Source organism: Mycolicibacterium pallens (assembly GCF_019456675.1).
Taxonomy (GTDB): domain Bacteria; phylum Actinomycetota; class Actinomycetes; order Mycobacteriales; family Mycobacteriaceae; genus Mycobacterium; species Mycobacterium crocinum.
Window position 1 is genome coordinate 3,404,870 of record NZ_CP080333.1, and the last position, 24,709, is coordinate 3,429,578.

At 64.9% G+C, this 24,709-nt stretch carries 19 protein-coding genes, 2 pseudogenes and 1 other annotated feature; of the genes and pseudogenes, 10 read left to right on the forward strand and 11 right to left on the reverse strand.

The window, feature by feature from the left end; translation table 11 throughout:
- Window positions 1-71: 71 nt before the first annotated feature.
- A pseudogene (locus K0O64_RS29925) lies at window positions 72-605 on the forward strand (asparagine synthase (glutamine-hydrolyzing)); the annotation flags it as partial.
- A gap of 101 nt (window positions 606-706) precedes the next feature.
- Complete coding sequence (locus K0O64_RS16735; RefSeq protein ID WP_225933474.1) at window positions 707-1,966, forward strand: asparagine synthetase B family protein; 1,260 nt, start codon at window positions 707-709, stop codon at window positions 1,964-1,966.
- Window positions 1,967-2,001: 35 nt separating this feature from the next.
- Here the strand turns inward: K0O64_RS16735 and K0O64_RS16740 are convergent, their stop codons facing one another.
- The gene (locus K0O64_RS16740) at window positions 2,002-3,441 is read right to left on the reverse strand and encodes a cadherin-like domain-containing protein (protein WP_071944050.1); all 1,440 of its coding nucleotides are present in this window, start codon (window positions 3,439-3,441) and stop codon (window positions 2,002-2,004) included.
- A 62-nt stretch (window positions 3,442-3,503) separates the two neighbouring features.
- On the opposite strand from K0O64_RS16740, the gene K0O64_RS16745 reads away from it, so the two are divergent.
- The gene (locus K0O64_RS16745; RefSeq protein ID WP_071944048.1) at window positions 3,504-4,145 is read left to right on the forward strand and encodes a TetR/AcrR family transcriptional regulator; all 642 of its coding nucleotides are present in this window, start codon (window positions 3,504-3,506) and stop codon (window positions 4,143-4,145) included.
- Here K0O64_RS16745 and K0O64_RS16750 read toward each other — a convergent pair.
- A complete protein-coding gene (locus K0O64_RS16750; RefSeq protein ID WP_071944046.1) occupies window positions 4,142-4,708 on the reverse strand; it encodes a TetR/AcrR family transcriptional regulator in 567 nt (188 codons plus the stop codon). The two genes, K0O64_RS16745 and K0O64_RS16750, sit on opposite strands and share 4 nt — an antisense overlap.
- Window positions 4,709-4,871: 163 nt before the next feature.
- On the opposite strand from K0O64_RS16750, the gene K0O64_RS16755 reads away from it, so the two are divergent.
- On the forward strand, window positions 4,872-5,897 hold the full coding sequence (locus K0O64_RS16755) for a methyltransferase (protein ID WP_096311604.1): 1,026 nt from the start codon (window positions 4,872-4,874) through the stop codon (window positions 5,895-5,897).
- A gap of 9 nt (window positions 5,898-5,906) precedes the next feature.
- On the opposite strand, the gene K0O64_RS16760 is transcribed toward K0O64_RS16755, so the two are convergent.
- From K0O64_RS16760 to K0O64_RS16785, 6 genes are read right to left on the reverse strand one after another with little or no spacing between them, the layout of a single operon-like run.
- Window positions 5,907-7,100 carry a CaiB/BaiF CoA transferase family protein gene (locus tag K0O64_RS16760; RefSeq protein WP_071944041.1) on the reverse strand — a complete coding sequence of 398 codons (1,194 nt, stop codon included), beginning with the start codon at window positions 7,098-7,100 and terminating at the stop codon, window positions 5,907-5,909.
- Between the two features lie 10 nt (window positions 7,101-7,110).
- Window positions 7,111-7,926, reverse strand: a complete 816-nt coding sequence (locus K0O64_RS16765) for an enoyl-CoA hydratase-related protein (RefSeq protein ID WP_071944039.1) — start codon at window positions 7,924-7,926, stop codon at window positions 7,111-7,113.
- Between the two features lie 3 nt (window positions 7,927-7,929).
- Window positions 7,930-9,207 (reverse strand): amidohydrolase family protein, encoded by a 1,278-nt coding sequence (locus K0O64_RS16770; RefSeq protein WP_071944037.1) that lies wholly within the window; start codon window positions 9,205-9,207, stop codon window positions 7,930-7,932.
- 14 nt (window positions 9,208-9,221) lie between these two features.
- Window positions 9,222-10,436, reverse strand: coding sequence for an amidohydrolase family protein (locus tag K0O64_RS16775; RefSeq protein ID WP_071944035.1), 1,215 nt, complete (start codon window positions 10,434-10,436; stop codon window positions 9,222-9,224).
- Window positions 10,437-10,439: 3 nt separating this feature from the next.
- Complete coding sequence (locus K0O64_RS16780; protein ID WP_071944033.1) at window positions 10,440-11,243, reverse strand: acetoacetate decarboxylase family protein; 804 nt, start codon at window positions 11,241-11,243, stop codon at window positions 10,440-10,442.
- Window positions 11,243-12,178, reverse strand: a complete 936-nt coding sequence (locus K0O64_RS16785; RefSeq protein ID WP_071944031.1) for an SDR family oxidoreductase — start codon at window positions 12,176-12,178, stop codon at window positions 11,243-11,245. Before K0O64_RS16785 ends, K0O64_RS16780 begins: the two co-directional genes overlap by 1 nt.
- A 64-nt stretch (window positions 12,179-12,242) precedes the next feature.
- Here K0O64_RS16785 and K0O64_RS16790 point away from each other — a divergent pair, with 64 nt between their 5' ends.
- The 3 genes from K0O64_RS16790 to K0O64_RS16800 all read left to right on the forward strand — a co-directional run bounded on the left by K0O64_RS16790 (window position 12,243) and on the right by K0O64_RS16800 (window position 16,341).
- Window positions 12,243-13,121, forward strand: a complete 879-nt coding sequence (locus K0O64_RS16790) for an IclR family transcriptional regulator (RefSeq protein WP_071944029.1) — start codon at window positions 12,243-12,245, stop codon at window positions 13,119-13,121.
- A gap of 430 nt (window positions 13,122-13,551) precedes the next feature.
- Window positions 13,552-15,525 (forward strand): hypothetical protein, encoded by a 1,974-nt coding sequence (locus tag K0O64_RS16795; RefSeq protein WP_099973835.1) that lies wholly within the window; start codon window positions 13,552-13,554, stop codon window positions 15,523-15,525.
- Window positions 15,526-15,981: 456 nt separating this feature from the next.
- Window positions 15,982-16,341: an Rv2640c family ArsR-like transcriptional regulator gene (locus K0O64_RS16800; RefSeq protein WP_071944025.1), complete on the forward strand. Its 360-nt coding sequence runs from the start codon at window positions 15,982-15,984 to the stop codon at window positions 16,339-16,341.
- 503 nt (window positions 16,342-16,844) lie between these two features.
- Here K0O64_RS16800 and K0O64_RS16805 read toward each other — a convergent pair.
- The 3 genes from K0O64_RS16805 to istA all read right to left on the reverse strand — a co-directional run bounded on the left by K0O64_RS16805 (window position 16,845) and on the right by istA (window position 21,066).
- A complete protein-coding gene (locus K0O64_RS16805; protein WP_071944023.1) occupies window positions 16,845-17,828 on the reverse strand; it encodes an NAD-dependent epimerase/dehydratase family protein in 984 nt (327 codons plus the stop codon).
- A gap of 875 nt (window positions 17,829-18,703) precedes the next feature.
- The gene (locus K0O64_RS16810) at window positions 18,704-19,516 is read right to left on the reverse strand and encodes an ATP-binding protein (protein ID WP_071944021.1); all 813 of its coding nucleotides are present in this window, start codon (window positions 19,514-19,516) and stop codon (window positions 18,704-18,706) included.
- Entirely contained in the window at window positions 19,513-21,066 is a 1,554-nt protein-coding gene (gene istA, locus K0O64_RS16815) for an IS21 family transposase (RefSeq protein ID WP_071944019.1), read from the reverse strand. Before istA ends, K0O64_RS16810 begins: the two co-directional genes overlap by 4 nt.
- A gap of 451 nt (window positions 21,067-21,517) precedes the next feature.
- Here istA and K0O64_RS16820 point away from each other — a divergent pair, with 451 nt between their 5' ends.
- The 3 genes and pseudogenes from K0O64_RS16820 to K0O64_RS16830 all read left to right on the forward strand — a co-directional run bounded on the left by K0O64_RS16820 (window position 21,518) and on the right by K0O64_RS16830 (window position 24,705).
- Complete coding sequence (locus tag K0O64_RS16820) at window positions 21,518-22,264, forward strand: DDE-type integrase/transposase/recombinase (RefSeq protein WP_164520088.1); 747 nt, start codon at window positions 21,518-21,520, stop codon at window positions 22,262-22,264.
- Window positions 22,265-22,286: 22 nt separating this feature from the next.
- Window positions 22,287-23,233: pseudogene (locus tag K0O64_RS16825) on the forward strand (IS3 family transposase); the annotation flags it as partial.
- Window positions 22,586-22,717 (forward strand) — a sequence feature (AL1L pseudoknot). Its footprint overlaps the pseudogene before it by 132 nt.
- 122 nt (window positions 23,234-23,355) lie before the next feature.
- Complete coding sequence (locus tag K0O64_RS16830) at window positions 23,356-24,705, forward strand: IS30 family transposase (protein WP_225933475.1); 1,350 nt, start codon at window positions 23,356-23,358, stop codon at window positions 24,703-24,705.
- The last annotated feature ends 4 nt before the right edge of the window (window positions 24,706-24,709 follow it).

A 24,709-nucleotide genomic window follows, 5' to 3' on the forward strand; every position in this document is an offset into this window, starting at 1 on the left:
CCGTTCGGCTCTCCCCGCTCGGTGTACGACGACGATGTCGGAGGAGACATATGTGCGGAATTTTCGCCACGATGACGCGTCGGAACCTTCCGACTGATCGACGTGACGCGGCCCTGAAACTCCTGGAGCATCGCGGGCCGGACGGTACCGGCACATGGACGTCCCGTGACGGACAGTGGACGCTCGGGCACACGCGCTTGTCGATCATCGGCTTGAACAACGGCACCCAACCCATGACGAGCCCGGACGGCGCGGTTCACATGGTGGTCAACGGCGAGTTCTACGGTTACCGCGAGATCCGTGAGCATCTGCGGGCGAACGGTTACCGCTTCGCCACCGAGAGTGACAGCGAAATTGCGCTCCATCTGTACCACGAGCGCGGGATGCAAGCACCTGCGCTGCTGCGGGGTGAATTCGCGGTGATCATCGCCGATGAACGTCAACGGGCGATGTTTGCGATCCGTGACCGCTTCGGGGTGAAGCCGCTCTACTACGCCGTGGTGAACGGCGAGGTGTTCTTCGCCTCCGAGATCAAAGCGCTTCTGGCCCTTGGCGTACCGGCCGCGTGGGATCTCGAGGGCGCGACGGGCGGATTCGGCAGGACTCACGAGAAGACGGAGTTCGCCGGGATCAGCACGGTGCCGCCGGGCTGCTATGCCGTGGCCCGCACGGTGGTGTCCGCATCTATCCGTATTGGGATTGGGAGATGCCGACCGCGGAGCAGACGCGGGCAGACCGGCGCACCGAAGCGGAGGTCGTCGAGGAGTTTCGCGAAGCGTTACGTGAGTCCGTCCGGCAGCGCCTCGTCGCCGATGTCGAGGTGGCCTCGTACTTGAGTGGCGGCATCGACTCGTGCCCGGTACTCGGGCTTGCGCAGCAGGAGATGGACCGGCCGATCCGCGCGTTCACGCTGACGTTCGAGAACCCGCTGTATGACGAAGCCACCATCGCCGAGGCTCAAGCCAAACACGTTGGGGCGGAATACCATCCGATCCCCATCACCGGCCGTGAGATCGCCGAAGCATTCGCCGACGCGGTCTGGCATGCCGAGACGCAGATGTTCAATGGCCACGGTATCGCCAAGTATCTGCTCAGCCGGGCCGTTCAAGCCGCGGGCATCAAAGTGGTGTTCACCGGTGAAGGCTCCGACGAAATGCTGGGTGGCTATCCGTTCTTCCGGGTCGATGCGTTGAATGACGACCCGACGTTAAGCGCCGCCGAGAGGTCGGTGCTGCTCGATCAGATGCTGGGTGCCAATGCGGCGACGCGGGCGTTGATGATGCCGCAGCAGGTGAGCAGCACGGAGATGCAGGCGGTGGAGCGCAGGCTAGGCTGGCTCCCGGCGACGCTCAATGTGGCTGCGACGCAAACCAATAGCGTAGGGCCGTTACTTCGTGATGATCTGCCCTCCTACGTCAAGGAGTACCGGCCGCTGGTCTCGGCGCTGGACCGTTTGCCGCTGGCGCAACGCATCGCCGGCCGCGACCGCCTGAATCAAATGCTCTACGTCAACGCCAAAACCGTGTTGCCGAACTTCATCCTGAATTACCTCGCCGACCGAATGGAGATGGCGCATTCCATCGAAGGACGGGTGCCGTTTCTGGACCATCGCGTTGCCGAGGTCGCGGCCCGCGTGCCGGTGACCATGAAGGTCAAGGGCATTCGCGAGAAGCACGTCCTGCGTGAGGCGACCAAGGACGTGTTGATACCCGAGGTCTATGACCGCCAGAAGCATCCGTTCACGACACCTCCGACCCGGAACCCCGACGACCCGATGCTGGCCTTCTACCGAGACACGTTCGCATCCCGGGCCGCCAAGGATCAGCCGATCTACGACATGAAGAAGGTGACCACGGCACTCGACCACCTGCTGGACGTCCCCGACGATCAGCGCATCGCGGTGGAGGGCGGCCTACAGCGCGTCGCCAGCGTGGTTGTGATGCACGAACAGTTCTCGATGGCGTGACACGCCCGGCCATCACATCGCTTTGGTGGAGTTGATCAGCCTGCTGCAACGCCGGTCGGCGGTTCATCCGCTTCAGGCGGAACAGGGACGACCACAGTGATTGCCGTGCTCCCGCCGTGGCCATCCGAGACCGAGATGGTGAAGCTGTCATGGGTCACCGAGAACGGTGCCCCCAAAGCCGCTGCCAGGTGCCGTTGGTCGGCCGTCGGGTTGTAGGTGAACGAGCCGTCACCGAAGACGTCGACGAAACCGCCGCCCACGCTGGTGGGACTCGAGCTGTAGCTCAGCGTGTCCAGATCGGGATCGGTGACCCCGGTGACGGTTCCACCGACAAACCCAATGATCTCGTCCACTGCCAGATCGGTCACCGCACCGCCAACCGGATTCGCGTTGGCCGGGCTCACGGGCACGCTGATCGTCCGGGCGGTGGAACCGCCGTAGCCGTCGTTAACGGTGACGGTGAAGCTGTCCGTTTTGGCGGCATCCGGCGCGTTGTCCGCGGCTGCGGCATGGCGGATCTCGGCCGTGGGCGCATACGTGAACGAACCGTCCGGCTCGATGGTGATCAGGGCCCCGAGCGCGCTTGTGGCCGGTCCGACGAACTGGAGAATGTCCTGATTCGGATCACTGGCGTCGATACGGCCCGAGACAGTGCCGTCCGCGGCCGGCATGTCATCTGAATAACCGGAAATGGTCGGCGGCTTGTTGATCGGCGCGACCTCGACAGTCACCACCGTGGTGGTGGCGTCAGGCCCACTGACACCGAATCGCTGTGCGTACGAATGGATTACTGCTTGGATGCGGCCGAGAAGACCGGGCAGCCGGTAGAGGCGGCCGTTGTCTGCGGTGACGCTGAAGCTCACCGAACCGCCCAGGTGTGCGGTATCCGCGTCGGGTGTGACGCTGAAGGTGCCGTCGGGGTTGACGCGCACCACCGCGTTACCGGGTTGGCCGACCGTATAGGCCACACCTCCGGCCGGCGCGCCTCCACCGTGAAGATCGCCGGCCACGACACCGGTGACGGGATCTTCGGAGTGTTGGACGGGTGTGATCACCGGAGGCTTGTTGAACAGTGTGTAGCGCACCTCGCGACCGACCCAGCCCAGAACATCATGGGCTACCGACAATCTCGGGGGCGGCATCACGTGCCGCCGATCGGCGACCGCGGCCGCATGCGGTATCCGACTCGCCGAGACGATCGTGCGGTCGACACCGCCGGACGCCTGAATTGGCTTTACCACCTTCGCTTTCGGCGAGCCGAAGCCCTGGCCGGTCGGCGCTGCCGGCCCAGGATCACCGGTCGCCGCAGTGCTGCTTTTGCCGCTGTGCCCGGAGTCGGCTTCTGCTGTCGGCGTTCCGTGCGCCAAGGCCACGCCGATGCCGACAGTGATCGCGCCGGCGCCGAGCCAAGCGACCGCCGCCGCCTGGCTGCGAGTGGCACCGTCAGCGCTTTTTTCAACGGCGGATGAAATCATGACGCGAGCGTAAACCTCGCGGCGACGTATTTCAATAGCCGTTGAAATGATACCGTCTGAATATGCCTTCACGTGCGACGATGGAGAAGCGACGAGGCAGGCGCCATGGCGAACCTGTCTCACGGGACGTCGTCCTGCGCGCAGCCAAGCGCCAGTTCGCCCAACAGGGCTACGAGAAGACGACATTGCGCGCGATCGCCGACGAGGCGCATGTGGACCCGTCGATGGTGCTCTATCTGTTCGGTTCAAAGGCGGAATTGTTCCGCGAGTCGATGAAGCTGGTTCTCGACCCGAACCTCTTCACCGACCAGTTGACAGCCGGCGATGACGACGAGTTGGGTTTTCGCATCGTCCGCGCCTATCTGAGCATCTGGGAGCAACCCGACACCGCTGCGAGTATGGTGTCGATGCTGCAGTCCGCAACCTCGAATAGCGATGCGCACGAAGCATTTCGGGACTTCTTGCACAGTTACGTGATGACCGCTGTCGCCGATGCGCTGGGCGGCACGGACGAGGCGCGGCTTCGGGCCATGCTCGCGGCGACCAGCCTCGTCGGCACGGCGATGCTCCGCTACGTCATGCAGGTGCCGCCGTTGTCGACGTTGACCGCCGACGAGGTGACCACACTGATCGGCCCCAGCGTCCAGCGCTATCTCAGCGCGCCGGCGAAGGAACTCGGGGTGCCGCCCCTTCACACCGATTAGCGTCGAGCTCGATGCCCGTCCAGAAAGTCAGCGACTACACTGCCCGCGTCAATCGAGGGGACGGTCGGCTCAGCCCCGGTGCGCGCCCAGAGGCCGAAGACCAATAGGGGCCCGATCAACGCAATCAACTTCTGCAGCGGGTCACCCACGGACAGGTTCCCGTTCTGCTGATGCGCGGCAATGACTTCCGCGGCGTTGCGAAGATTGGGCATGAGCGCCGCCATCGCACCGCGCAGTTCGGGAGTGCGCGGCACCTCCCCGAGAAGGGTCGCGACCACACCGCCGTACTTGTCGGCGGTGTCGACGTATGCCCGCACCAGTGCGGCCAGATCCGCCGTCACATCGGCACTGACGCCCACGCGCGCAAACGGTGAATCGGCCAAGACGTGCGTCAGGGCCGCGTTGATCAGCGCGCCCTTCGCGCGGTACCTACGGAACAGGGTCGCCTCGTTGACCCCCGCCCGCGCCGCGATCTCCTGGGTGGTGGTGGCGCGATAGCCGGACTCGGCGAGGACGGCGACCGTCGTCTCGAACAGCTGGTCTTCATCGATGCGTTTGGGCACCGGCCCATCTTATTGCAAGTAACCACTTGCAATAAGGCTGGAGCGGGGCTACGGTTCGGACGCCCGACGGCGACGGTCACAACCGAGAAGGGATTGTCACGTGATATCCACCAGAGTGCCACCGGCTTCGGTCTCGCGAGCAGTCGAAAGAGCTCGCCATCTTATGTCTCGTCTCGACCACCATGCGGCACCGCCGGCCGCCGTGATGATGGAACTGATGATGGGCGCATGGATCGCTCAAAGTATCACTGCTGCAGTCGATTTAGGAGTCGCCGATGCGCTGGAAGACGGTCCTGCGTCGGGCGACGAATTGGCACGCCAGCTCGGCGTCGATGCAGATGCGCTCAAGCGGGTACTGCGCGCGTTGATCGGAATCGGTATCTTCCGGAAGCGGCGCGACGGCCGCTACGAACTGAACGCGCTCGCGGACACGTTGCGAACCGAGTCTCCGGTCTCGATGGCCGGCATGGCCCGATGGGTGGGGTCGCCGCAACACCGAGAGCATTGGAGTCATCTGACCGACGCCATCCGGACGGGAAATGCGGTGGTGCCCGCGGTGCGCGGTAAACCCGTCTTCGAATACCTCGCCGGCGAAGCCGAACTCGCGGAGATCTTCAACGCGGCGATGACTGGCGTCTCCGACTTCGCGATCGCGCCGGTGGTCGCCGCGTACGACTTCACCGGCTTCGACACCATCGTGGATGTCGGCGGTGGGCATGGCCGATTGCTCACCGCCATTCTCGAATCCGCGCCACAGGCACGGGGAGTGCTCTTCGACCTGCCTGAGGTTGTCGCGAAAGCGCCGGCTTTGCTCAGAAAGCACGGAATTGAGAAGCGCGTCCACATCGTCGGCGGCTCGTTCTTCGATGCAGTCCCTGCCGGCGCGGACGCTTATGTGCTCAAGAACGTGATCCACGATTGGCCCGACGACGACGCAGTGCGCATCCTCCGTACTGTGCGCGCGGCTGCCGGCCCGAACGCACGAGTGCTGTTGATCGAGTTCGTCATTCCGGACCACGACAGAAATTTTCACGGTAAATGGGTGGATATCGAGATGCTCGTCGTCGCCAATGCCCGCGAACGGACCGCTGCCGAATACGGCCGACTGTTCACCCAGACCGGATTTCGGCTGAATCAGGTGGTGGATACCGTCGGCCCCATCAGCGTCGTGGAGGCTATCGCGGTCTAGCTTTCGCGCTCACGCGATGACGCCCGACCCCCGCAGCGTGTCCTCCTCGTGGGCGCGGCCGACGATGTCGAGTACTTCCCTGGTGTGTTCACCCAATTTCGGTGCGGGACCGGCCAGCTGGGCCGGAGTTCCGTCGAAGATTGCGGGATGCCGTGGGATGCGCACTCGTCCGACGACGGGGTCGTCACGTTCCTCGAACAACCCCATCGCGATCGCGTGCGGGTCGTCCGGCAGCTCGGAGGGTGGCACGATCATCGCGTACGGCACGTCCGCGGCTTCGAACCTCTCGGTCGCCTGACGCACCGTCAGCTTCTCCGCACCGGCGTAACACGCCGCCATCACCTCGGCCATCAACGGGCGATGCTGGTTGCGCAGGTCGGCGGTGCGCAGCCGGGGATCATCGGCACCGGGCGCATCCAGGCAACGGCACATGCCCGTGAAGTCCGAATCCGAAATCGGCGTCACCACGCCCCATCCGTCGATGAACCGGAACGGCTTGAATCCTGATGTGAAACTTGACGGTTGAGAGTTGTCCGAGTCGAGCAGGACTTCGTTGCCTGCCGCATCCGTCCACAGGAACGACACGACCGCATCGACCATCGAAACGTGCACATGCTGTCCCCCGCGTCCGCTCGCGCGGGCGAACAACGCGGCGGTCACGGCCTGGCTGGCATACAGCGCGGTGACCTTGTCGGCGATCACCTGCTGAAGGAAGATCGGCTCCCCGACGTCAGGCGACGCTTGGCTGGACGCGACACCGCCGTAGGCCTGAATCACCGTGTCGTACGCGCTGCGGTCGCGATACGGCCCGACCTCACCAAATCCGGTGAGTGAGGTGTAGACGACGTCGGGGTTGACCGCGACCACGTCGGAGTAGCCGAGGCCAAGCCGATCGGCCACGCCGGGCCGGAAGTTTTGGATCACCACATCCGCCTGTGCCGCCAGTTCGAGCGCGATCTCCCGTCCGGCGTCCGTGCGGACATCGACCGCGATCGACTTCTTACCGCGGTTGCACACCCGAAAGACGGCACTCAACCCGTTCACGCTCGGGCCGATCCAGCGCAGGATGTCGCCGATGTCCGGCCGCTCCACCTTCACCACGTCGGCGCCCTGATCGGCGAAGAGAGCGCCGATGTAGGGACCGGTGAGCGCGAGTGACAGCTCCAGGACGCGGATACCGCTCAGCGGTCCAGCGTGTTCCATGCCAACCCCCTTATCGTCCCGTGAATCGCGGCGCACGTTTGTCTGTGAACGCCGCGAGTCCTTCCTTGGCGTCCTCGGAGCGCATGACTTCCACGACGAGTCGCTGTTCGATCTGACGGGCGTCGGCCTCGTCGAGCCAGCCAGTGGCCACGATGGATGCCTTCGCGTTCCGCACTGCCAGTGGACCGTTCGCGCACACCTTCGCCGCGAGCTCGCGTGCCTTCTCCAGCGATCGACCCGTGGGAACGACATGACCGACCAGACCGAAGTGATAGGCCTCCGCGGCCGTCAACGGCTCGCCGGTCAGAATCATCTCCATCGCCTTGGTGTAGGGAATTTGGCGCTTCAGGCGAACCGTCGATCCGGCGCCGGCGATCAGCCCCCACCACGCCTCCGGCAGCCCGAATACGGCATGTTCCTCGGCCACCCGAATATCGGTCTGCTGCAACATCTCACAGCCGCCGCCCAGGCACGCCCCATTGACGGCCGCGATCAGCGGCTTGGCCAACGAACGGGTCAATAGCAGGCCGTCGGTGATGACGCTGCCCTCAGACGGGCGTTCCGGCCGCGGCGCGGAACCCTTGTCGGACGGCCCGCGAACCATCCATCCGTCGGCGAGATCTCCACCCACGCAATACGACGAGCCCTCCCCGGTCAGGATCGCCGCGCGGATGCCATCGTCGGCGTCGATCTCGTCCCAGGCCTGGGCCATCAACATGAGCATCGACGGCGTCAGGGCGTTCTGCCGACGCGGGTTGTTCATCGTCAGCACGACGACGCTGCCATCGCGCTCGACCTTCAGGTGCGGCTCGTCGGCCGAGCTCATCGATCAGTTCTCCACCAGGTCGGCCAGCGGCTCCGTCTCATTGAGCCAGTGCCGTCCGGCCTGGCGCGCCATCTCCCACTTGGGGATACTCACCGCGTCGTCCTGGCCGAGGTCCGCGGGCGTGGGGCCGATGCGCTGCACCAGCGGCGCGAGCGCCTTCTGGTCGAAGTTGTAGATCTCGGCCGCGGCCAGCCCCAGCATCTGCCGAGTCTCGTCGATGGGGATGTCCCAGAAGGTGTGCCGCAGCCACTTGCGGGTGTTCGGCCAAGTTCCTTCCGGGTGGGGATAGTCGTTGCCCCACAATATGTTCGGGACACCGATTTCGTATCGGCGGGCCAGTTCCCGGCGCTCGGTGGTGGTGGCCCCGATGAAGCAGTTCCGGTCGAAGTACGCCGAGGGCGGCATCGTCAGATCGCCCTCGAGCAGCTTGCTCATCTTCTTCGCCGAGTGCTCGCGCAGAAAGCGGGTGTCCATCAGCCAGAGCAGATCGTTGGCCCAGAACGCACCGCACTCAGTGGCGCCCCAACGCAGTTGCGGAAAACGCTCGAATACCCCGGCCCACAAGGCGAACCACAGCGGCCTGGCTCCCCACCACCGCACCTCGGTGGTGTAGATGCCCAGGTGTTGTCCGTAGTCCGCACTCGGGGCCGGACCAACGTGGGTGTGCACCGGCATGTTCAGGTCCTGGCAAGCGGCCCAGACCTTGTCGTAGCGCCGATCGTGGTAGGGCGGGTAGTCACCCCACAGCACCGGGATCAAGATCCCGCCCCGCAGCCCCGACTCGGCGGCGCGGTTGATCTCGGCCACCGCCGCGTCAACGTCGGCGAGGATCGGGATCACCGCAACCCCGGCCCGCCGTTCCGGGCTGTGGCTGCACAACTCGGCCAGCCAGCGGTTGTGCGCCCGCGCCCCCGCCATGGCACGGCCCGGGTCCAAATCTCCTGATTGGCCCAAACCGGCACCAAAGGGTGCGCCGGCGACCCCTGTCACCGCGTCGGCGTCGGGGAAGATGACTTCACCGGCCACGCCGTCGCCGTCGAGTTCTTTGTCTCGTTGCCGGACGTCCCACCCACCGGTGATGCCCTCGCCGTGTTCCTCGAACCAGGTTTGCGCGAATTCTTCGTCGATGAACCCGCCGGCCTGTGCCGCCGCTTGCTTTTCGGCGAGATATGCCTCGAAGTCCTCCCGATACTCGCGGTCGACGTACTCGCGGTACATCTCGGTGGGAAGTTCGGCGTGAGTGTCTGCGGAGATGATGAGGTACGGGGCCGCGTTGTTCATGAGGGTCCTCTCGATTACCAGGTGCGAATGGGATCGGGCTCGAAGACGGTGCTGCTTGCACCCGCGGGTACCTCGGCCAGCGGCTCGGCCACCTCGGCCACCGTCGGGCCGATGCGATCGGCCAGGGGCTGCAAGGCCGCCAGGTCGAAACCGTAGACAGCGGCCGCGTTCCCGCCGAGCATGGCCGCCACCTCTTCGGCAGGAACGTCGGAGAAGGTGTAGCGCAATGCTTCTCGGGTGAAGAAACCCGTCCCTTCCAGATGCGGATAGTCACTTCCCCACATGATGCGGTCGACGCCGATGTCATGACGCTCGGCGCATTCCACGGGACGCATGAAACTGGCACCGACATAGCACTGCCGGGACCAGAACTCGCTGGGCTTGAGGCTCAGCGATCCGGCGGTGGGGCCGGCGAAGCGGGCGATCGCCGAGCCCTCGCGCGCGTAGCGGGCCGCCGCGACGTCGAGCGAGTCCAGAGTGGCCGGGATCCACCCGGCACCTTGCTCGGTGAAGACGACGGTGAGGTCTGGATGGCGATCCATGGCGCCACTGAAGATCAAGTGCCACAGCGCTCGATGGGCGAACCAGTGCGTTTCGTACACCCATATCGCGAACGAGCTGCCCCAGCCATCGAGCGGGCTCGGTCCGGCGTTTCCGCCGTGGTGGTTGACCACGACGCCCGCCTCGGCGCACGCCGCCCACAGCGGTTCCCAATGCTCGGCGTAGAGCTGCGGGATCGTCGAGCCGGGCGGGATACCGGGTAGCAGAACACCGCCGCGCAGACCAAGTTTGGCGATCTGCTTGATCTCGCCGACGGCGCCGTCGAGGTCTTGGAGCATGACCTGTCCCACCCCGGCACGCCGCTCGGGTGAGAGGGAACAGAAGTCGGCGAGCCACCGGTTGTGTGCACGCAGGCCGGCGCAGCGTAATTCCAGCTCGCGCGCGGTCACCGGTGGCGTGGCCGCCAGGCTCGACGACGGGAAGAACGGCGGAATGGTGTTGGGGTAGATGACCTCTCCCGCGACACCTTCGGCGTCCAAGTCCGCATTGCGGCGATCGCTGTCCCAGTTGCGTTCGGCATCAGCATCGGCGAGGTCAGCGAACGGGTTGACGTATGTCTTTGCCCAGCTGTCGAATTCGTCGCGAAAGTCTGGATCGAGATAGTCGCGATAATCGAGCAGGTCGGCACCGGCGTGGCAGTCGGCCGAAATGACGGTGTACCGGTCCATCGGCTACACCCGGGTCGGCTCGGGCGTCGGCGCGGCGAGCAGCGCCACGTCGTCGTAACGCTGGTGCACATAGGGCAACAGCCACTCGGCAGGCACTCGTTCGGCGATCCTGCCCACCTGCACGGTGCGCCGACGGCACCAGGTGATCGACTTGATCTCCCGCACAACGATATCGGCCACCGGATCCAGCGGCGACTCTCCCAGCTCGACAGTGCCGTCGATGTTCTCCAGCACCTCGTAGTGCCGGTGATATTCGCCGTACACCAGATGCGGGTCGGTGATGCCGTCGCCGTCCGGGGCGCGCAGGAACTTGAAGTAGAACTCGGTGTTCACCTGATCGGGCGGCAACTCCGCCGGCCCGGTGACGCGACCGCGCACGGTGATGAGCGGATAACCCAGCCGGGCAACGGTTGCGGTGACGACGTCAGCGTCGCGGTCGACACGGATGTCGGCCAGTTTCTTCGGCTCGCCGAACGTCTCCCGTCCGCCGGTGACAGACTGTTCGGTGGACTGCGGCATGAACAGCGGGTAGTCGCCTTCGACATCGCCATGACGGGCCGTCACCGAGAACACCGCCGATCCGAAGGGTGGCCTGCCGTCGATCTGCACCCGCTGCAGCGAGATTCGCACCAGGGGCTCGGCCGCCGGTTCCAGCGGCTTGGGCAGTACCGCGGCGACGATGTCCGGATCGGTGAGGTACGTGACCGTGACGGCCTCGGTGGCGATGGGCGCCTTGGTGGCGTCGATCTCGTGGTCGACGCGTGCCTCAGGCGGACGCGGGCCGTAGCGAACCTCGTTGGCGCTCATCACTTTCCTCCTTCGGTTGCGGCTGTCTTCGCGGCGCTCTTGCCGAGAACGTCGACGAGGTAGTCGGGCTCGCCGCGGGTGATGATCGATGCCGCCTTTTTGCTCACCACGTCATCCGACGGAGCGGGCGGTCCCATCATCCAGAAGCGGTCCGCCCGAATTCCCTCGACAACCTGGTCGGCGACGGTCTCCAGCGGCGTGAATTCGATGTGCACGCCTGCGGATTCGAATCGGTCCACCACTCGCGCCAGTGTCTGATCGGGGGTGCGGCGTTCTTGGGTTGCCGCGTACTGCTGCGGGCGATGCCGCCACGACTCCCAGATACCGGTGTTCAAGAAGCCGCCCGGGAACAGCACGTGCGCCCGCACACCGGTGCCCGTCATTTCCAGGTGCGTGTAAAGACTTTCGGTGAGGCACAGCACGGCGGCCTTGGTCATCGGATAGACGGCAGTGGCCGGCCCGCCCATCGCACCACGAGCGATCGGCGCGAATCCCCCATTGCCCGAACACGTGTTCACCACGTGGCCTTCACCCTGCTCGAGCAGGATCGGCACGAACGCCTTGATGCCGTGGATGACGCCGAGCACATTGACGTCGATGCCCCAGCGCCAGTCGGCGAGGTCGTGCTCCCACATGTACCCCTCGGAGACCGCCCCGGTGCCGGCGTTGTTGCACACCAGATGCACGGCGCCGAAGCGATCGAGCGCCTGCTTGGCGAGCGCCTCCACCGAGGAGTAGTCGGTCACGTCGGTGACCACACCGATCGCCTCGATGCCCTCGTCCGTCAACGCTCGGGTTGCCTCGTCGAGCGGATCTGGGAGGACGTCGGCCAGCACCACCTTCATGCCTTCTTGGCCGAACCGTCTGCCCATCGCGCGGCCGATCCCGCCCGCACCCCCGGTTACGACGGCGACGTTGCCTCGTAGGTCATTCATTGTGGGCATCGTCACATGGTCGCGTATAACACCGCAACCAGTCGCATTATGCGACCATCGGCAGATGCCACCCCGTCCATCTCCGCAGACCGCGCGGGTGGTGAACCTGTTCGAGCACCTGGCCGGCGACGGAAGCAAGGGCCTGACGCTGGCTGAGGTCTCGCGTCACTTGAGCGTGCACAAAGCCAGCTGCCACTCGATGCTGTCGGAGCTTCTGCAGGCCGGCTGGCTGCTGCGCGACCCGGTTCGCAAGACCTATCACCTGGGCCCCGCGCTGGTCCGCCTCGGACGGGAGGCGGCCGGGCACTATCCGGCGCTGGCGCTGGCGCGGTCCGCGATGGTCGAGCTGTCGACGACGACGGGTGCGCATTGCGTCGCGTTCTCGGTCGGCGACGACTACTCCACCGTCGTCGACCAAGTCCGAAGCCGGCTCGGTGGCGGTCACCCGATGCCGATCGGTACACAGTTTCCGCATCGGCCGCCCTACGGCACGTCGACGGTCGCCTGGGCCGGCGCGCAGGCTCGCGATCGTTGGCTGGCTGCCCTGCCCGAGGATGTGCGCGACCGCTACCGCCAAGCCATCGCCGCCACCGCGCATCGCGGTTATGCCGTCGGCCTTCACCTTCTGCCGGACCTACGTCTGCAGGAACTGGCGTTGATCGTGCGAAGCGCCGAAGTGCGCTCCACCCGGCTCAGCGAGCTGGCGCAGGCGTTGACCGACGAGCTGATCCACCAGGAGGAGTGGCTGCCCGTCAGCGTGGAGCCGGACGGCACCTACGACGTGAGCCATATCGACTCCCCGATCCTGCAGCCGGATTCCCGAATTGCCTTGATGCTGAGCCTTGTTCCAAGCGCCGAGCCGATGAGTGGGAGCGACGTCATCCGCATGGGTGAGCAGCTTGCCGCAGTCACCCGTGAACTCAGTGCGGCGTTGACCGAGTGAACGGTCCTAACGGCGACCAGCTCCTCGCGGCCGAACGCTCCGGCAGTCCATTTAATTAACTTGAGCGCAGATTGCGGCTCTGTTGAACCCTGCGCCATCTCTGTTGAGTACGACTCAGCGACCGTCGCCGGCTCGCGCCGCCTCATCCCGGTCGTCGGACTGCCGCATAGGCCGGCCAGTCGCCCCACGGTGCAGGGCCTCCAACTGCTCCACTGTTAGCGCTGCGGACCCCGGCGCTGACGGCACCTGCCGAACTTCGCCGTGAAAAGTCCGGTGCCGCAGGCTTCTTCCCACTAGTGTGGTGCCCAAAGCATCCGACTAAGCGCAGTACGGGCGGTTCGCCTGATGGCGAGTTCCCCGGCTGCACATCTCGGAACCAGCAGTCTCTGCTTCCCGAGAAAGCGGTGGAACGAAAGAATGGTGTCAACCGATGAGCGCTTCGTGGGAGCCTTCGAGCTGGATCGGCCGGGTGGGCGGTCTGGCGGTGGCTCTCGGTGTGGGAACCGTGGCGTTTGCCGGATGCGCGATCGCCGCGGCCGACTCCGAATCTCCAGACTCCTCCAAGCACTCCGTAGGAACTTCGCCGTCGCACAGTCCAGCGCATCCGCGAACCGCCCAGACCGCCGACCGCACCCCCGCAGCGAAGCAAGTTCTCCGAGATTCGACGGCGAGCACCATGGCCAAACCGGTGAAAGCGCCTGCCGCGAACTCGACGGTCGCCAGCGTGAACACCGAGGCCGTGCAGGCCGGTTCGGCGCCGCGCGACACTGCGACAGCGGCGCCCCGCGCCCGTCGGTTGATCATGCCGCTCACCACGGCCGCCCAAACCGTCAGCACGCCCGCCGCGGTTGCGTCGGTGACGCCGACCTCGGCATCAGCGGCGCAGAACACTTCGGTGGATCCTTACGCGCTGAAGCCGAAACCCTCCCTCAACGAGATCTATGTGGCCGTCGCATCTTCGTTGATAGGTATCGCGCAAGCGGCATTTCGTGCAGTGTCGATCGCAGTCCATATCGGACCGACCGTGTCGACACTGAACCAGACGCTACCGTTCAACGGTTACAACCTGGTGCCCGGCTCGACTGAAGTGGTCACCTCGTTCTACGGACAGTGGACGTTTTGGCCGGGTGGACCAACCCTCGTTCAGGGACAGCAGCTATACAACGTGGTCGATCCCACCACCAACGAGAACGTGGGAAGCTTTGGCGCCCTGGTGAGCACGGGAAGTCCGTTCAACTTGGGAAGTAAGTATGTCGAGCTATTGGTCACCTCAAACGATGGAATCAATGTTGGTACCGAACCGGGTCAAGTTCCGCCGGTCGGCTCGTTGATCTCCCGGTTCGACCTGTTCGGTGGGTTCGGCTGGTCTTACTCGGCCCTGGCGTCATCGCCCAGCCATCTCGTCACGTTCAAGCTCCTAACGCCGTTCGGTGACATCCCGCTTCCGTTCGGTTTCGACGCGGCCAAGGGCATCGCTGACCACACCGTCGACAACACACCGATCAACCTGGGCAACGGATACAGCATCGTTCCCGCCGATTCCACGGGCGAAACAATCGTCGGCACAAGCGGATTCCTGCCGTACTACACAACGGTGCAAGGCCATCAAGTATTCGATATCCGCGACTCGGCCGGTAACACGGTGGGGAGTTTCGAGGGCGTCTTCACTCCCACTGCGGACGTCATGGGTGTGACGACTGAGGCAATACTGGTCACCAAAGTTACTCAGGGAACAGCCGGGACAAAGGCTGGCGACGTACCGCCCGTGGGGTCGGTGTTCAACGTCATGTACGAGGCTGATCCCAACACGTATGCCGTGTATTCGTCGTTGCCCTCTCCGTTCGGAAACAAGGTTTCGACGATCTTGGTGAAAGACGGCACGGTGTCGAACATCGGCACCTTCCCGCTGAATCTTCTCGACGCATCGGCGCTGCCCCCGGTGAGGCGATTGCCTGGCCCTGATGGGTACAGCCTTTTGCCCATTTCGAACCTGGTACCAAGTGGCGTAAATGGTCTGCCGCCCAGAGAGATTCAGATCCAGGGCTACCAGCAGTTCGGTATCTACGATGCGGCGGGCGTACAGCAGGGAAGCTTCGACGCCGACATAGCGACCCAGCTGGATATGTACGGCACCTACAGTCAAGCGATTCTGGTAACCAAGGTCACCAGCGGCACCCCCGGAACCGGCACCGGTGATGTCCCACCTGTCGGCTCCGTCTTCAACTACACCTACTTCGGCAATACAGGGTTCGGCACCTACTACGCCGACATGCCTTCGGCATCCGGCAACAGAGTTTCCTTCAAGATTCTGACGCCGGTGCTCGATATCCCGACCTGGTCGACGTACGACGCTTCTGCCGGCTTCGGCAGCGTCTCCTTCTTCGATCCCTTCACGACCCCCTAATAGCAACCCGACTTTGGGGCACTCCGCCCCAGCTGTCAGCACGCCGAGTTGATTCAGAAGTCCGCGCACGTGGTGCCCGGTCTCGCCCCGGATCGGTCGCACCGCGTCAACGGTTTGACCGGCAGGGTCGGGCAAGAGCTATCCTGCCCATCGCCGTCTGCGAACGGCCCGCCTTGTACGTGCAGAGGAACAGCACAGAGGGTTGCTCATCGCGGCAACTCCGTGGGCGGAGTGGACATGGTGTCGTGCGGCACGACTGCGTCGTCGGCAGTCTCGGTGACGTCGAGGTAAAGAGTTACCGCCAACGCCAATCCCAGTGCGCCACCGACGAGTTGAGCGGCAATTGGATCCGGGACATGACGACCTCCTAACCGTTTCGGCGCAATGTCGAACCATCTGGAGCCGGATCATGCCAAACTTCGATATATGTCAACATTGTGTGGCAGGATAATTGGCATGCCCAAGGCGTTGCCTGTCCTCGATATCTCCGCTCCGGTCTGTTGCGCGCCCGTTGCGGCCGGCCCGCTGAACGACGATGCCGCGCTGGAGATTGCGCTGCGCCTCAAGGCGCTGGCCGATCCGGTGCGAGTCAAGTTGGTGTCGCTGCTGTTCGGCAGCCAAGCCGGGGAGGAATGCAGTAGCGACTTGGCCGCGGCGGTTGATCTGAGCGAATCGACTGTGAGTCATCACCTTTCGCAGTTGCGGCGGGCGGGTCTTGTGGAATCGGAACGGCGCGGCACGAACATATATCACAAACCGAGCCGCGAATCCTTGGTGGCACTGTGCTCGGTCCTCGACCCGAACTGCTGCACCTGAACACTGCGAAGACCGTATTGGCTATGCGGGCGCCGCATTACGGCCCCGGGGCGGTGGCCTAGTTCGTCGACGAACTCATCAACGCCGGCTACGGTATCCATCAACTGCCGTGTCTCGCACGACTCGCTTTGGGTGGAGTCCTCAAGTGCCGCAGCCTCTTGCTCTACCACTCGAAGGGTGGCCCGCTTACGGCGTGGGCTCGAACGTCGACATCGATCAGCTCGCCCGTTCCCAGACGGGCGACAAAGAGCCGGCAGGATCCGATCGAGTGCGACGTAGTCGAACCGCGCCGGGCCGCCCGTCAACGCGGTCTCAGATACCCGCCGCAGCGGCAGCGGACCCGAGTTCAACGAGGCCGAGCATGCAGCCAGCAGCACAAAGCCCACCGGCCCCGCCGCCGCTTACCTGCGCGATCCCACGACACGATCTTTCACAGAAGCAGCCCCGACAGCCACGTGCCAGACTCGGCACCCCCGTCAGTGCCAAGACCGACTGATCCGAAGTCAGCTGACGGCATCGGCCAGTGCGGACAGCGTTTCAGCGGCGCTGTACTTGGGCCGCCAGCCGAGTTGATCTCTGGCCTTGCTGGTGTCCATCACCGTCGATGCCCGGCCGGCATGCAACCACTCCAGTGCCGAGGGCACGAAAGGCAAGCGCGCCAACACCTCCGAGGTGGCCACCGCCGCGACGTGCGGCACCTTGATCGGCCTGGCACCGAGCGCCCGGCCGACGTCCGACATCGTCACCAGTCCGTCGCCGGCGATGTTGTACGCCCCGGGCGGCGCAGTCGTGGTGGTGACCGCCAGGGCGATCGCCGACGCGACGTCATCGTGGTGCACCAACTGCACCGGCGTGCCAGGGTCGGGCATCGGGGGTTTAAGCACCGGCACCGCTTGAGTGAGTCGACGCACCGCCCCGGGCAATTGATTCCACGGCATGGCCTCGGCCAGTGCGGGCGCCTTGGGCCCGGCGACGATGCACGGCCGAAGCACATATACCTCCAAAGACGAACCTTCGGTGGCCTCGGCCAGCGCGTGCTCGCATGCGGCCTTCTGTTCGGAGTAATAGTGCTCCGGCGTGCCACGAGTGGGCACGTCCTCAGTGATGGGCACCGGATTATCGCGGTGGTAGCCGTACGCCGCCACCGACGAGGTGTACACGAGGCGGCGCGGCCCACCGGCCACGGTGGCCTCGAAGACGTTGCGGGTGCCGGCGAGGTTGATCCTGGCGCTCTCCTCCCGCGTGCCCATGATGATGAAGGCGAGATGGACAACCACGTCGACGTCCTTCACCAGTGCATTGACGGCTGCCCGGTCCAGAATGTCGCCCTGCCGGTACACCGTCTTCGTCCAGCCGCGGTCGGTCGGGTCGAAAGGTCGCCGGGCCATGCCGATGATCTGCGTGACATCGGGGTGCGCCTCGAGAGCCTCAATCGTGGAGATCCCGATCTCCCCGGTCGGTCCGGTGACTGCGACGCGAAGTGCCATGGAGGTCGCTGTTCCCTGCTGGGGATGGGCCGAAACCGCCGTTCGGTGCGGACTGACGTCGCCACAGACTCCGAACTTGTGGCGGGTCAAGCTTCAAATTGTTCCGGATGACGATGTCCTGATTCCTGTCAGAGATCTGACTGGAGACCGTGATGAGCGTGAGCTCTGGCGGGCGTTCGGCGAAGACCCTCCGGTACGTCACGAAGGTTCTCCCGTCGATCGTGTAGACCGCCGACCGGTTCTGTCCGTGAGCTGGTTCAACACCGTCTTTTCCGGTTGAGAAGTTCCTTGAGCGGGCCGAGGAAGAACTTGCCGAGCGCACCGAAGGGATCGCTCCTAATTGCCGCTGCGGCATTCTTGCCACTCAACAGAGTGCTGCTCGGGGTGGCAGCACGTGAGGACACTCGCGACTTCACGTCGCCGGTCACCAGCGTGCAGGTCACCGGGCGCGGTGGTGTCGACCTCGAGCCGGCGCGCGACGGGGCCGCCGAGCCCGAGTGACCAGCCTCGGGCGACGATGCGGCCGGTCCAGGCGACGACGACGCGGCGCCGCTGTCTGCACTGGACAGACCGGCCCGGAGCCGATCAGCGACCAGCCGATCAGCACCGCGCCCCATGCCGGCGGACGCCGCACCGAGCTGCAGCCACCTACGCATGGGCAAATCCGTGCAACGATTGCTACCGCGGTAGCTGACTGTCACCAACGCTGACATATGGGCCCCGGAATGATCAGGGGAAGTTGGAGATTGGGCGCGATCGGCCCGTACGGCTGTCGCCTGCCAGGGTGATGGGACCTCTGGTTTGCCATGAGCATGGGACCGGGTTGTTCCGGTTACAGGCCGTGCGTTGATAGTGGCCGAAGGGGTGGTTGCCGGTCAATCCGACGAAGTCGGAGGGGCCGGCTTTGGTGTCCCTGGTTTCTGGCGTTGCCGGTAGGACTCGCCTTCGACGACGAGTTCGTAGGCCGCGGATTGCAGTCGGTCCATCGCCGATTGGGCCAGCAGCGGGTCGGCCATCATGGTCAGGATCTCGGGTGGTTCGCGGTTGCTGGTGATCACCGTCGATGCGGCGCGGTGGCGTTCGACGATGATCTCGTAGAAGTCGGTGGTCTCGGTGGCCTCCAGGCGGTGCAGCGCGAGGTCGTCGATGATGAGTAGATCGACGCGGTGCAGTTTGCGCATTTCGTCTTCGTAGCTGCCGTCCAGGCGTGCCCCGCGTAGGCGTTTGAACAGTTTGTCGGCCCGTTCGGTGTGCACGCTGTGATGTTTGCGTACGGCGATGTGCCCTAAGGCGTTGGCCAGGAACGTCTTTCCCACTCCGACCGGCCCCATGACGAGCACGTTGTAGGCATCGGCGAGGAATCGCAGTGAGGTCAGCTCGGCCCACAACTGTTGATCGAACGCCACGGCGGCGGAGTCGTCCCAGGCTTGGAGCTGCATCGCCGGGTCGAGGTGGGCGGCCTTGGCGCGGCGGGCCGCGGATTCGCGGTCACGGCGGGTGACCTCATCGGCGAACAACAATTCCAGGAAGTCGTGATGGGGCAGCCGGTTGGTGCGGGCCAGCGCCAACCGCTCGGGCAGCGTGTCGAGCAATTGGCCGAGCTTGAGGCGGCGCATCAGGGCTTTGAGTTCAGCGGAGACTTCGATCGGTTTGACCGCCGGGCTGGTGTCGGGACGTTGGGTGCTCATGAGGGCCTGCGCACCGCGAAATCCGAGCCGTCGCGGACGAACCGCGACGCCGCCCCGGGCGGTGTGGGTATCAGGGGTAGTTGTTCACCGCCCCCGCGGGTCAGGATCCGCTCGATCAGCCCGACATCGATTACCTCGGCGTCCAGGGCGCGCCGGCACGCGTCGTCAACAGCGTCGGGGCCGTGGCGGCGCACCAGCCCCAGCAGCCGGTAGACCTGACGCATCTTGGTCCACGGCAACGGGTGTTCGAGCACGGCGGCGGCGTAGACGCCGACATGGGTGCCCTGGGCGGCAGCTTTGCGCTGCAGGGCATCCAGATCCCGCATGGCATAGACCGACACCTCCGAGGGAAGGTCAGCCGGATCGGTGTGTCGGCGGCCCGGGGCCGTGACCGGGTGCACCTTGATCAGCTCACCGCGCCAGTAGAGCTTGACCGTGTGTGCATCAGCGCGGGCCTCGATGCGCTTGCCGACCAGCTCTCCGGGCACGCTGTAGAGCGCCTTGGCCACCTGCACGTGGCGGTCGGGTGCCACCTTGGGGTGCGTCCAGACTGGAACGTCGAACACCGTCTCAGGCACGGGCTTGAGTGCGGGCAACTCATCGGCGGCGAACACCTCTGCCGGGCGCAGGCGGGTGGTGCCGTGGATGCGCAGCCCGGCGATGTCTGAACACCACAGCTCGGCGCGGTTGCGGCAGTCGTCGAGATCCCGGAATGCTTCTCCGGCATAGAAATTCGACCGCACGTAGGACACCATGCGTTCCACCCGCGGCTTGTCTTTGGGGCTGCGGACCCGCGCCGGGTCGACGGCGAACCCCCGCGCCTGCGCGTACTCACGGAAGGAGTCGTTGAGCCGGGGCTCGGTCGCGTGCGCGGTGGTGACGATGGCTTTCATGTTGTCGGGGATCACCACCGCGAACACTCCGCCGAAGAACACCCACGCCGCTTCGAACCCGGCGATCACCTCGGCCAAACTCTGGCGGTAGGTGGGCCAGACGAACATGTGCCGCGAATACACCGCGGTGAAGATCAATCCCTGCACGACTCGGCGCCGGCCATCGGCGGCGTCGGTGAGCATCCCGAGGCGACCGAAGTCGACCTGCACCTCCGCACCCGGTTCGCAATCGGCCACCGGCACCGTGGCTTGACGCCGGCCGAAATCCAATTCCGTTGTGGCGTAACGATTCAGCGTCCGATACGACACCACCACACCGCGGCGCCCCAGCAGCGTGTGGATCTTGGTCAGCGTCAATCCGTCTTTGAGCCAGCCCTTGATCTGCTCATGCTCTGCAGCGATCGTCTCCCACGCCAGGCTCTTGCCGGCCGGCCGGTGCGGACGCACCCCGGCAATTACCGCGCCGATCAACTCATCGGTGAGCTGATCAGGCCCGCCGTCACGGTCCAGCCCGCTGGCACGGGCTCGGTCGACGTAGCGTCGCACCGTTTTGCGGTCGATGCCCGAGAGCCGGGCCACCTCCCGCAACCCCAATCCCTGCAGCCACAGCCGCAGCATTTCCACGATCTCGATCACCGATACCTCCCGGTAGCTCATTGGGTCAATACAGCGGCCCAACAACCGGAAGAACCCACGCCACGCCGGGGTGGTCCCATAACTGGCAAACCAGCCAGCCAGGTGGTCCCATCAATGGCAAACAGGTGGTCCCATGCTCATGGCAAAACCAGCTCTGAAGTGGTCCCATTCACCTGGCAGCCGACATACGGCGCCACCTTTTAAACGCTGACGCATTAGCCATGCGTTGGCGCTGTTACGGCAAGAGCAACCCGCCGATGCGCAATTGAGCAGGCCGAAACCTACGGTTCTGTGTCGCACTTACAGGGACGGGATCTCCTCGGCTCCCCGCGTCATCTCCACCACATAGAAAAAGCTCGCTCGGCTTTCGCCAGCGAGCTTTTCGTTCGGTCGGGCTGACAGTGTGGTGTTTCAGGACATCGGAATGGGGTGTCTCAAGACATCGGAATAGGTGGTGGGCCAGTTTCGGCTGGTGTCGAAGGCTCGGTTGGTCATCACCGCGGTGCTTGTTGAGGGCCGCTCACAGTCGCAGGTCGCCCGGGATTACGGGGTATCGCAGGGCTGGATCTCCCGGCTCATCGCCCGCTACACCGAAGAAGGCGAGGCAGCGTTCAAACCTCGCTCACGCCGGCCCCACAGCAGCCCCACCCGACTACCGCAGGCCACCATCGATCTGATCATCGAATTGCGCGCCACCCTGGCCGGCAAAGGCCTCGACAACGGTCCGCACACCATCGCCTGGCACCTACAACACCACCACCAACTGATCGTGTCGGCAGCCTCGATCAGCCGACACCTCCACGCCGCCGGCCTGGTCGAACCCAACCCGCGTAAACGACCCAAGACTTCCTACATCCGCTTCGCCGCCGAACAACCCAACGAACGCTGGCAAGCCGACTTCACCCACTGGTGGCTCACCGATGGCACCCACACCGAGATCCTGTGCTGGATCGACGACCACTCCCGCTACGCCCTATCCGTGACCGCCCACCGCCGCGTCACCGGGCCCATCGTCCTCGACGAATTCCGCAAAGCCGTTGCCCACCATGGCATCCCATACTCAACACTGACCGACAACGGCATGGTGTTCACCACCCGCCTCGCCGGCGGCAAAGGCGGACGCAACCACTTCGAAGCCGAGCTGCGCCACCTGCAAGTCCGCCAAATCAACTCCACCCCCAACCACCTGAATCGCCCTGGAAATGTTGGAGGCTCCTGACCTTGGAAACGAGGATGCAGGTATGCCGAAGGAACAGTCGCCCGGGAAGCCCACGACGCGCCGTTACAGCTCAGAGGAGAAGGCCGCGGCGGTGCGTATGGTCCGCACGCTGCGCGAAGAGCTGGGGACCGAGCAGGGCACGGTGGCGCGGGTGGCCCGCCAGCTCGGGTACGGGATGGAATCGGTGCGCTCCTGGGTGCGCCAGGCCGACATCGATGACGGCCACGCACCGGGTGTGACGACAACGGAATCTGCGAAGGTGAAAGAACTCGAGCAAGAGATTCGAGAACTCAAGCGGGCCAACGAAATTCTGAAGCGTGCGGCGAGTTTCTTCGGGGCGGAGCTCGACCGCCAACACAAGAAATAGTGGCCTTCATCGACGCCAACCGGGAGGCGTTCGGGGTCGAGCCCATCTGCACCGTCCTGCGCAGCGCAGGCCTGCAGGTGGCCCCGAGCACCTACTACGACGCCAAGAGCCGCCGGCCATCGGTGCGGGCGCAGCGTGACGCTGTGCTGGGGCCGGCGTTGCGCCAGCTCTGGAAGGACAATTACTGCGTCTATGGAGCCCGCAAGCTGTGGAAAACCGCCCGCCGGGCCGGCCACGACGTCGGTCGCGATCAGGTGGCCCGCTTGATGCGGGCCACCGGCATCGAAGGGGTTCGTCGCGGCAAACAGGTCCGCACGACCAAGCCCGCTCCGGGTGCGCCGCGGCACCCGGATCTGGTCAAGCGCGACTTCACCGCAACCGCGCCCAACCAGCTCTGGGTTACCGATCTGACGTTCGTGCCGACCTGGGCCGGTGTGGCGTATGTGTGCTTCATTGTCGATGCGCATTCGCGGATGATCGTGGGGTGGCGAGTGGCCAGCAACATGCGCACCTCGATGGTTCTCGATGCGTTGGAGATGGCCCGGTGGTCGCGGGGAAGTACGTTGCTGGGCTTGAGATGTCACTCTGATGCGGGGTCGCAGGGCGGATTCAACTGGTCGTCGCAACACCTCGATGATGGAGGTGCGGAGTGGCCAAGCGCAAGGAAGCGAAAGATGTTGGCAGGCGGCGTCAGTGGGCGGCTGATCGTGCGTTGCGGCCCGCGATGCGCTCACCAGGGCGACCGGAGCCCTCGCGTGCGGTGCAGCGCCGGTTCTGGCGGCTGATCGCCCAGGGAGCCTCGACCGACGGTGCTGCCGCAGAAGTTGGCGTGTCATCTCCAGTGGCACAGCGGTGGTTCCGCCACGCTGGCGGCATGTCACCGATTGATTTGGATGAGCCTACGGGCCGGTATCTGTCGTTTGCCGAGCGGGAGGAGATCGCTCTGCTGCGCGCGCAGGGTGCCGGCGTGCGTGAGATCGCCCGCGAGATCGACCGTGACCCCTCGACGGTCTCTCGGGAACTGCGGCGCAACGCGGCCACCCGCAGTGGTCAGCAGGTCTATCGCGCAGGGGTGGCGCAGTGGAAGGCCCAGCAAGCGGCGAAGCGCCCGAAAGCCGCGAAACTCGCGGTCAACCACCGGTTGCGTGAGTATGTGCAGCAGCGACTCGATGGCAGCGTTCGCCGGCCCGACGGCACCATCGTTGCGGGTCCGCAGACCCGAGCCTGGAGGGGGCGCAACAAGCCTCATCGACAAGACCGGCGTTGGGCGACGGCGTGGAGCCCGGAGCAGATTGCACACCGCTTACCGCTGGATTTCCCTGATGATGATTCCATGCGGATCAGTCACGAGGCGATCTATCAATCACTGTTCATCGAAGGGCGCGGGGCGCTCAAACGAGAGTTGGTTGCATGCTTGCGAACTGGCCGTGCGCTGCGGGTTCCGAGAGGCCGGATGCGGAACAAACCGCAGGGGCACGTCAGCGCGGATGTCGTGATCAGCAAGCGCCCTGCCGAAGCTGCCGACCGCGCCGTGCCTGGACATTGGGAAGGTGACCTGATCATCGGCACCGGCCGATCGGCAATCGGCACAGTCGTGGAGCGCAAGAGCCGCTCGGTGATGCTGGTTCATCTTCCCCGCCTCGAGGGGTGGGGGCTGACACCGCCGGTGAAGAATGGGCCGGCGTTGAGCGGATATGGCGCCGAGGCAATGAATGCCGCCCTGGCCGCATCGCTGGCGCAGTTGCCCGCGCAGCTACGTCAAACGCTCACCTGGGACCGCGGCAAAGAGTTGGCCGCCCACGCGCAGTTCACGTTCGATACCGGCACGAAGGTGTTCTTCGCCGACCCCCACTCTCCGTGGCAGCGACCCACCAACGAGAACACTAATGGTGTTCTGCGTCAGTACTTTCCGAAAGGTACTGACCTATCACGATGGTCTGCAGAGGACCTCGAAGCGGTTGCGCTGACGCTCAACAACAGACCGCGCAAGGTCCTCGGGTGGAAGACTCCCGCCGAAGTCTTTGCACAGCAGCTACACTCGCTCCAAAACCCCGGTGTTGCATCGACCGATTGAATTC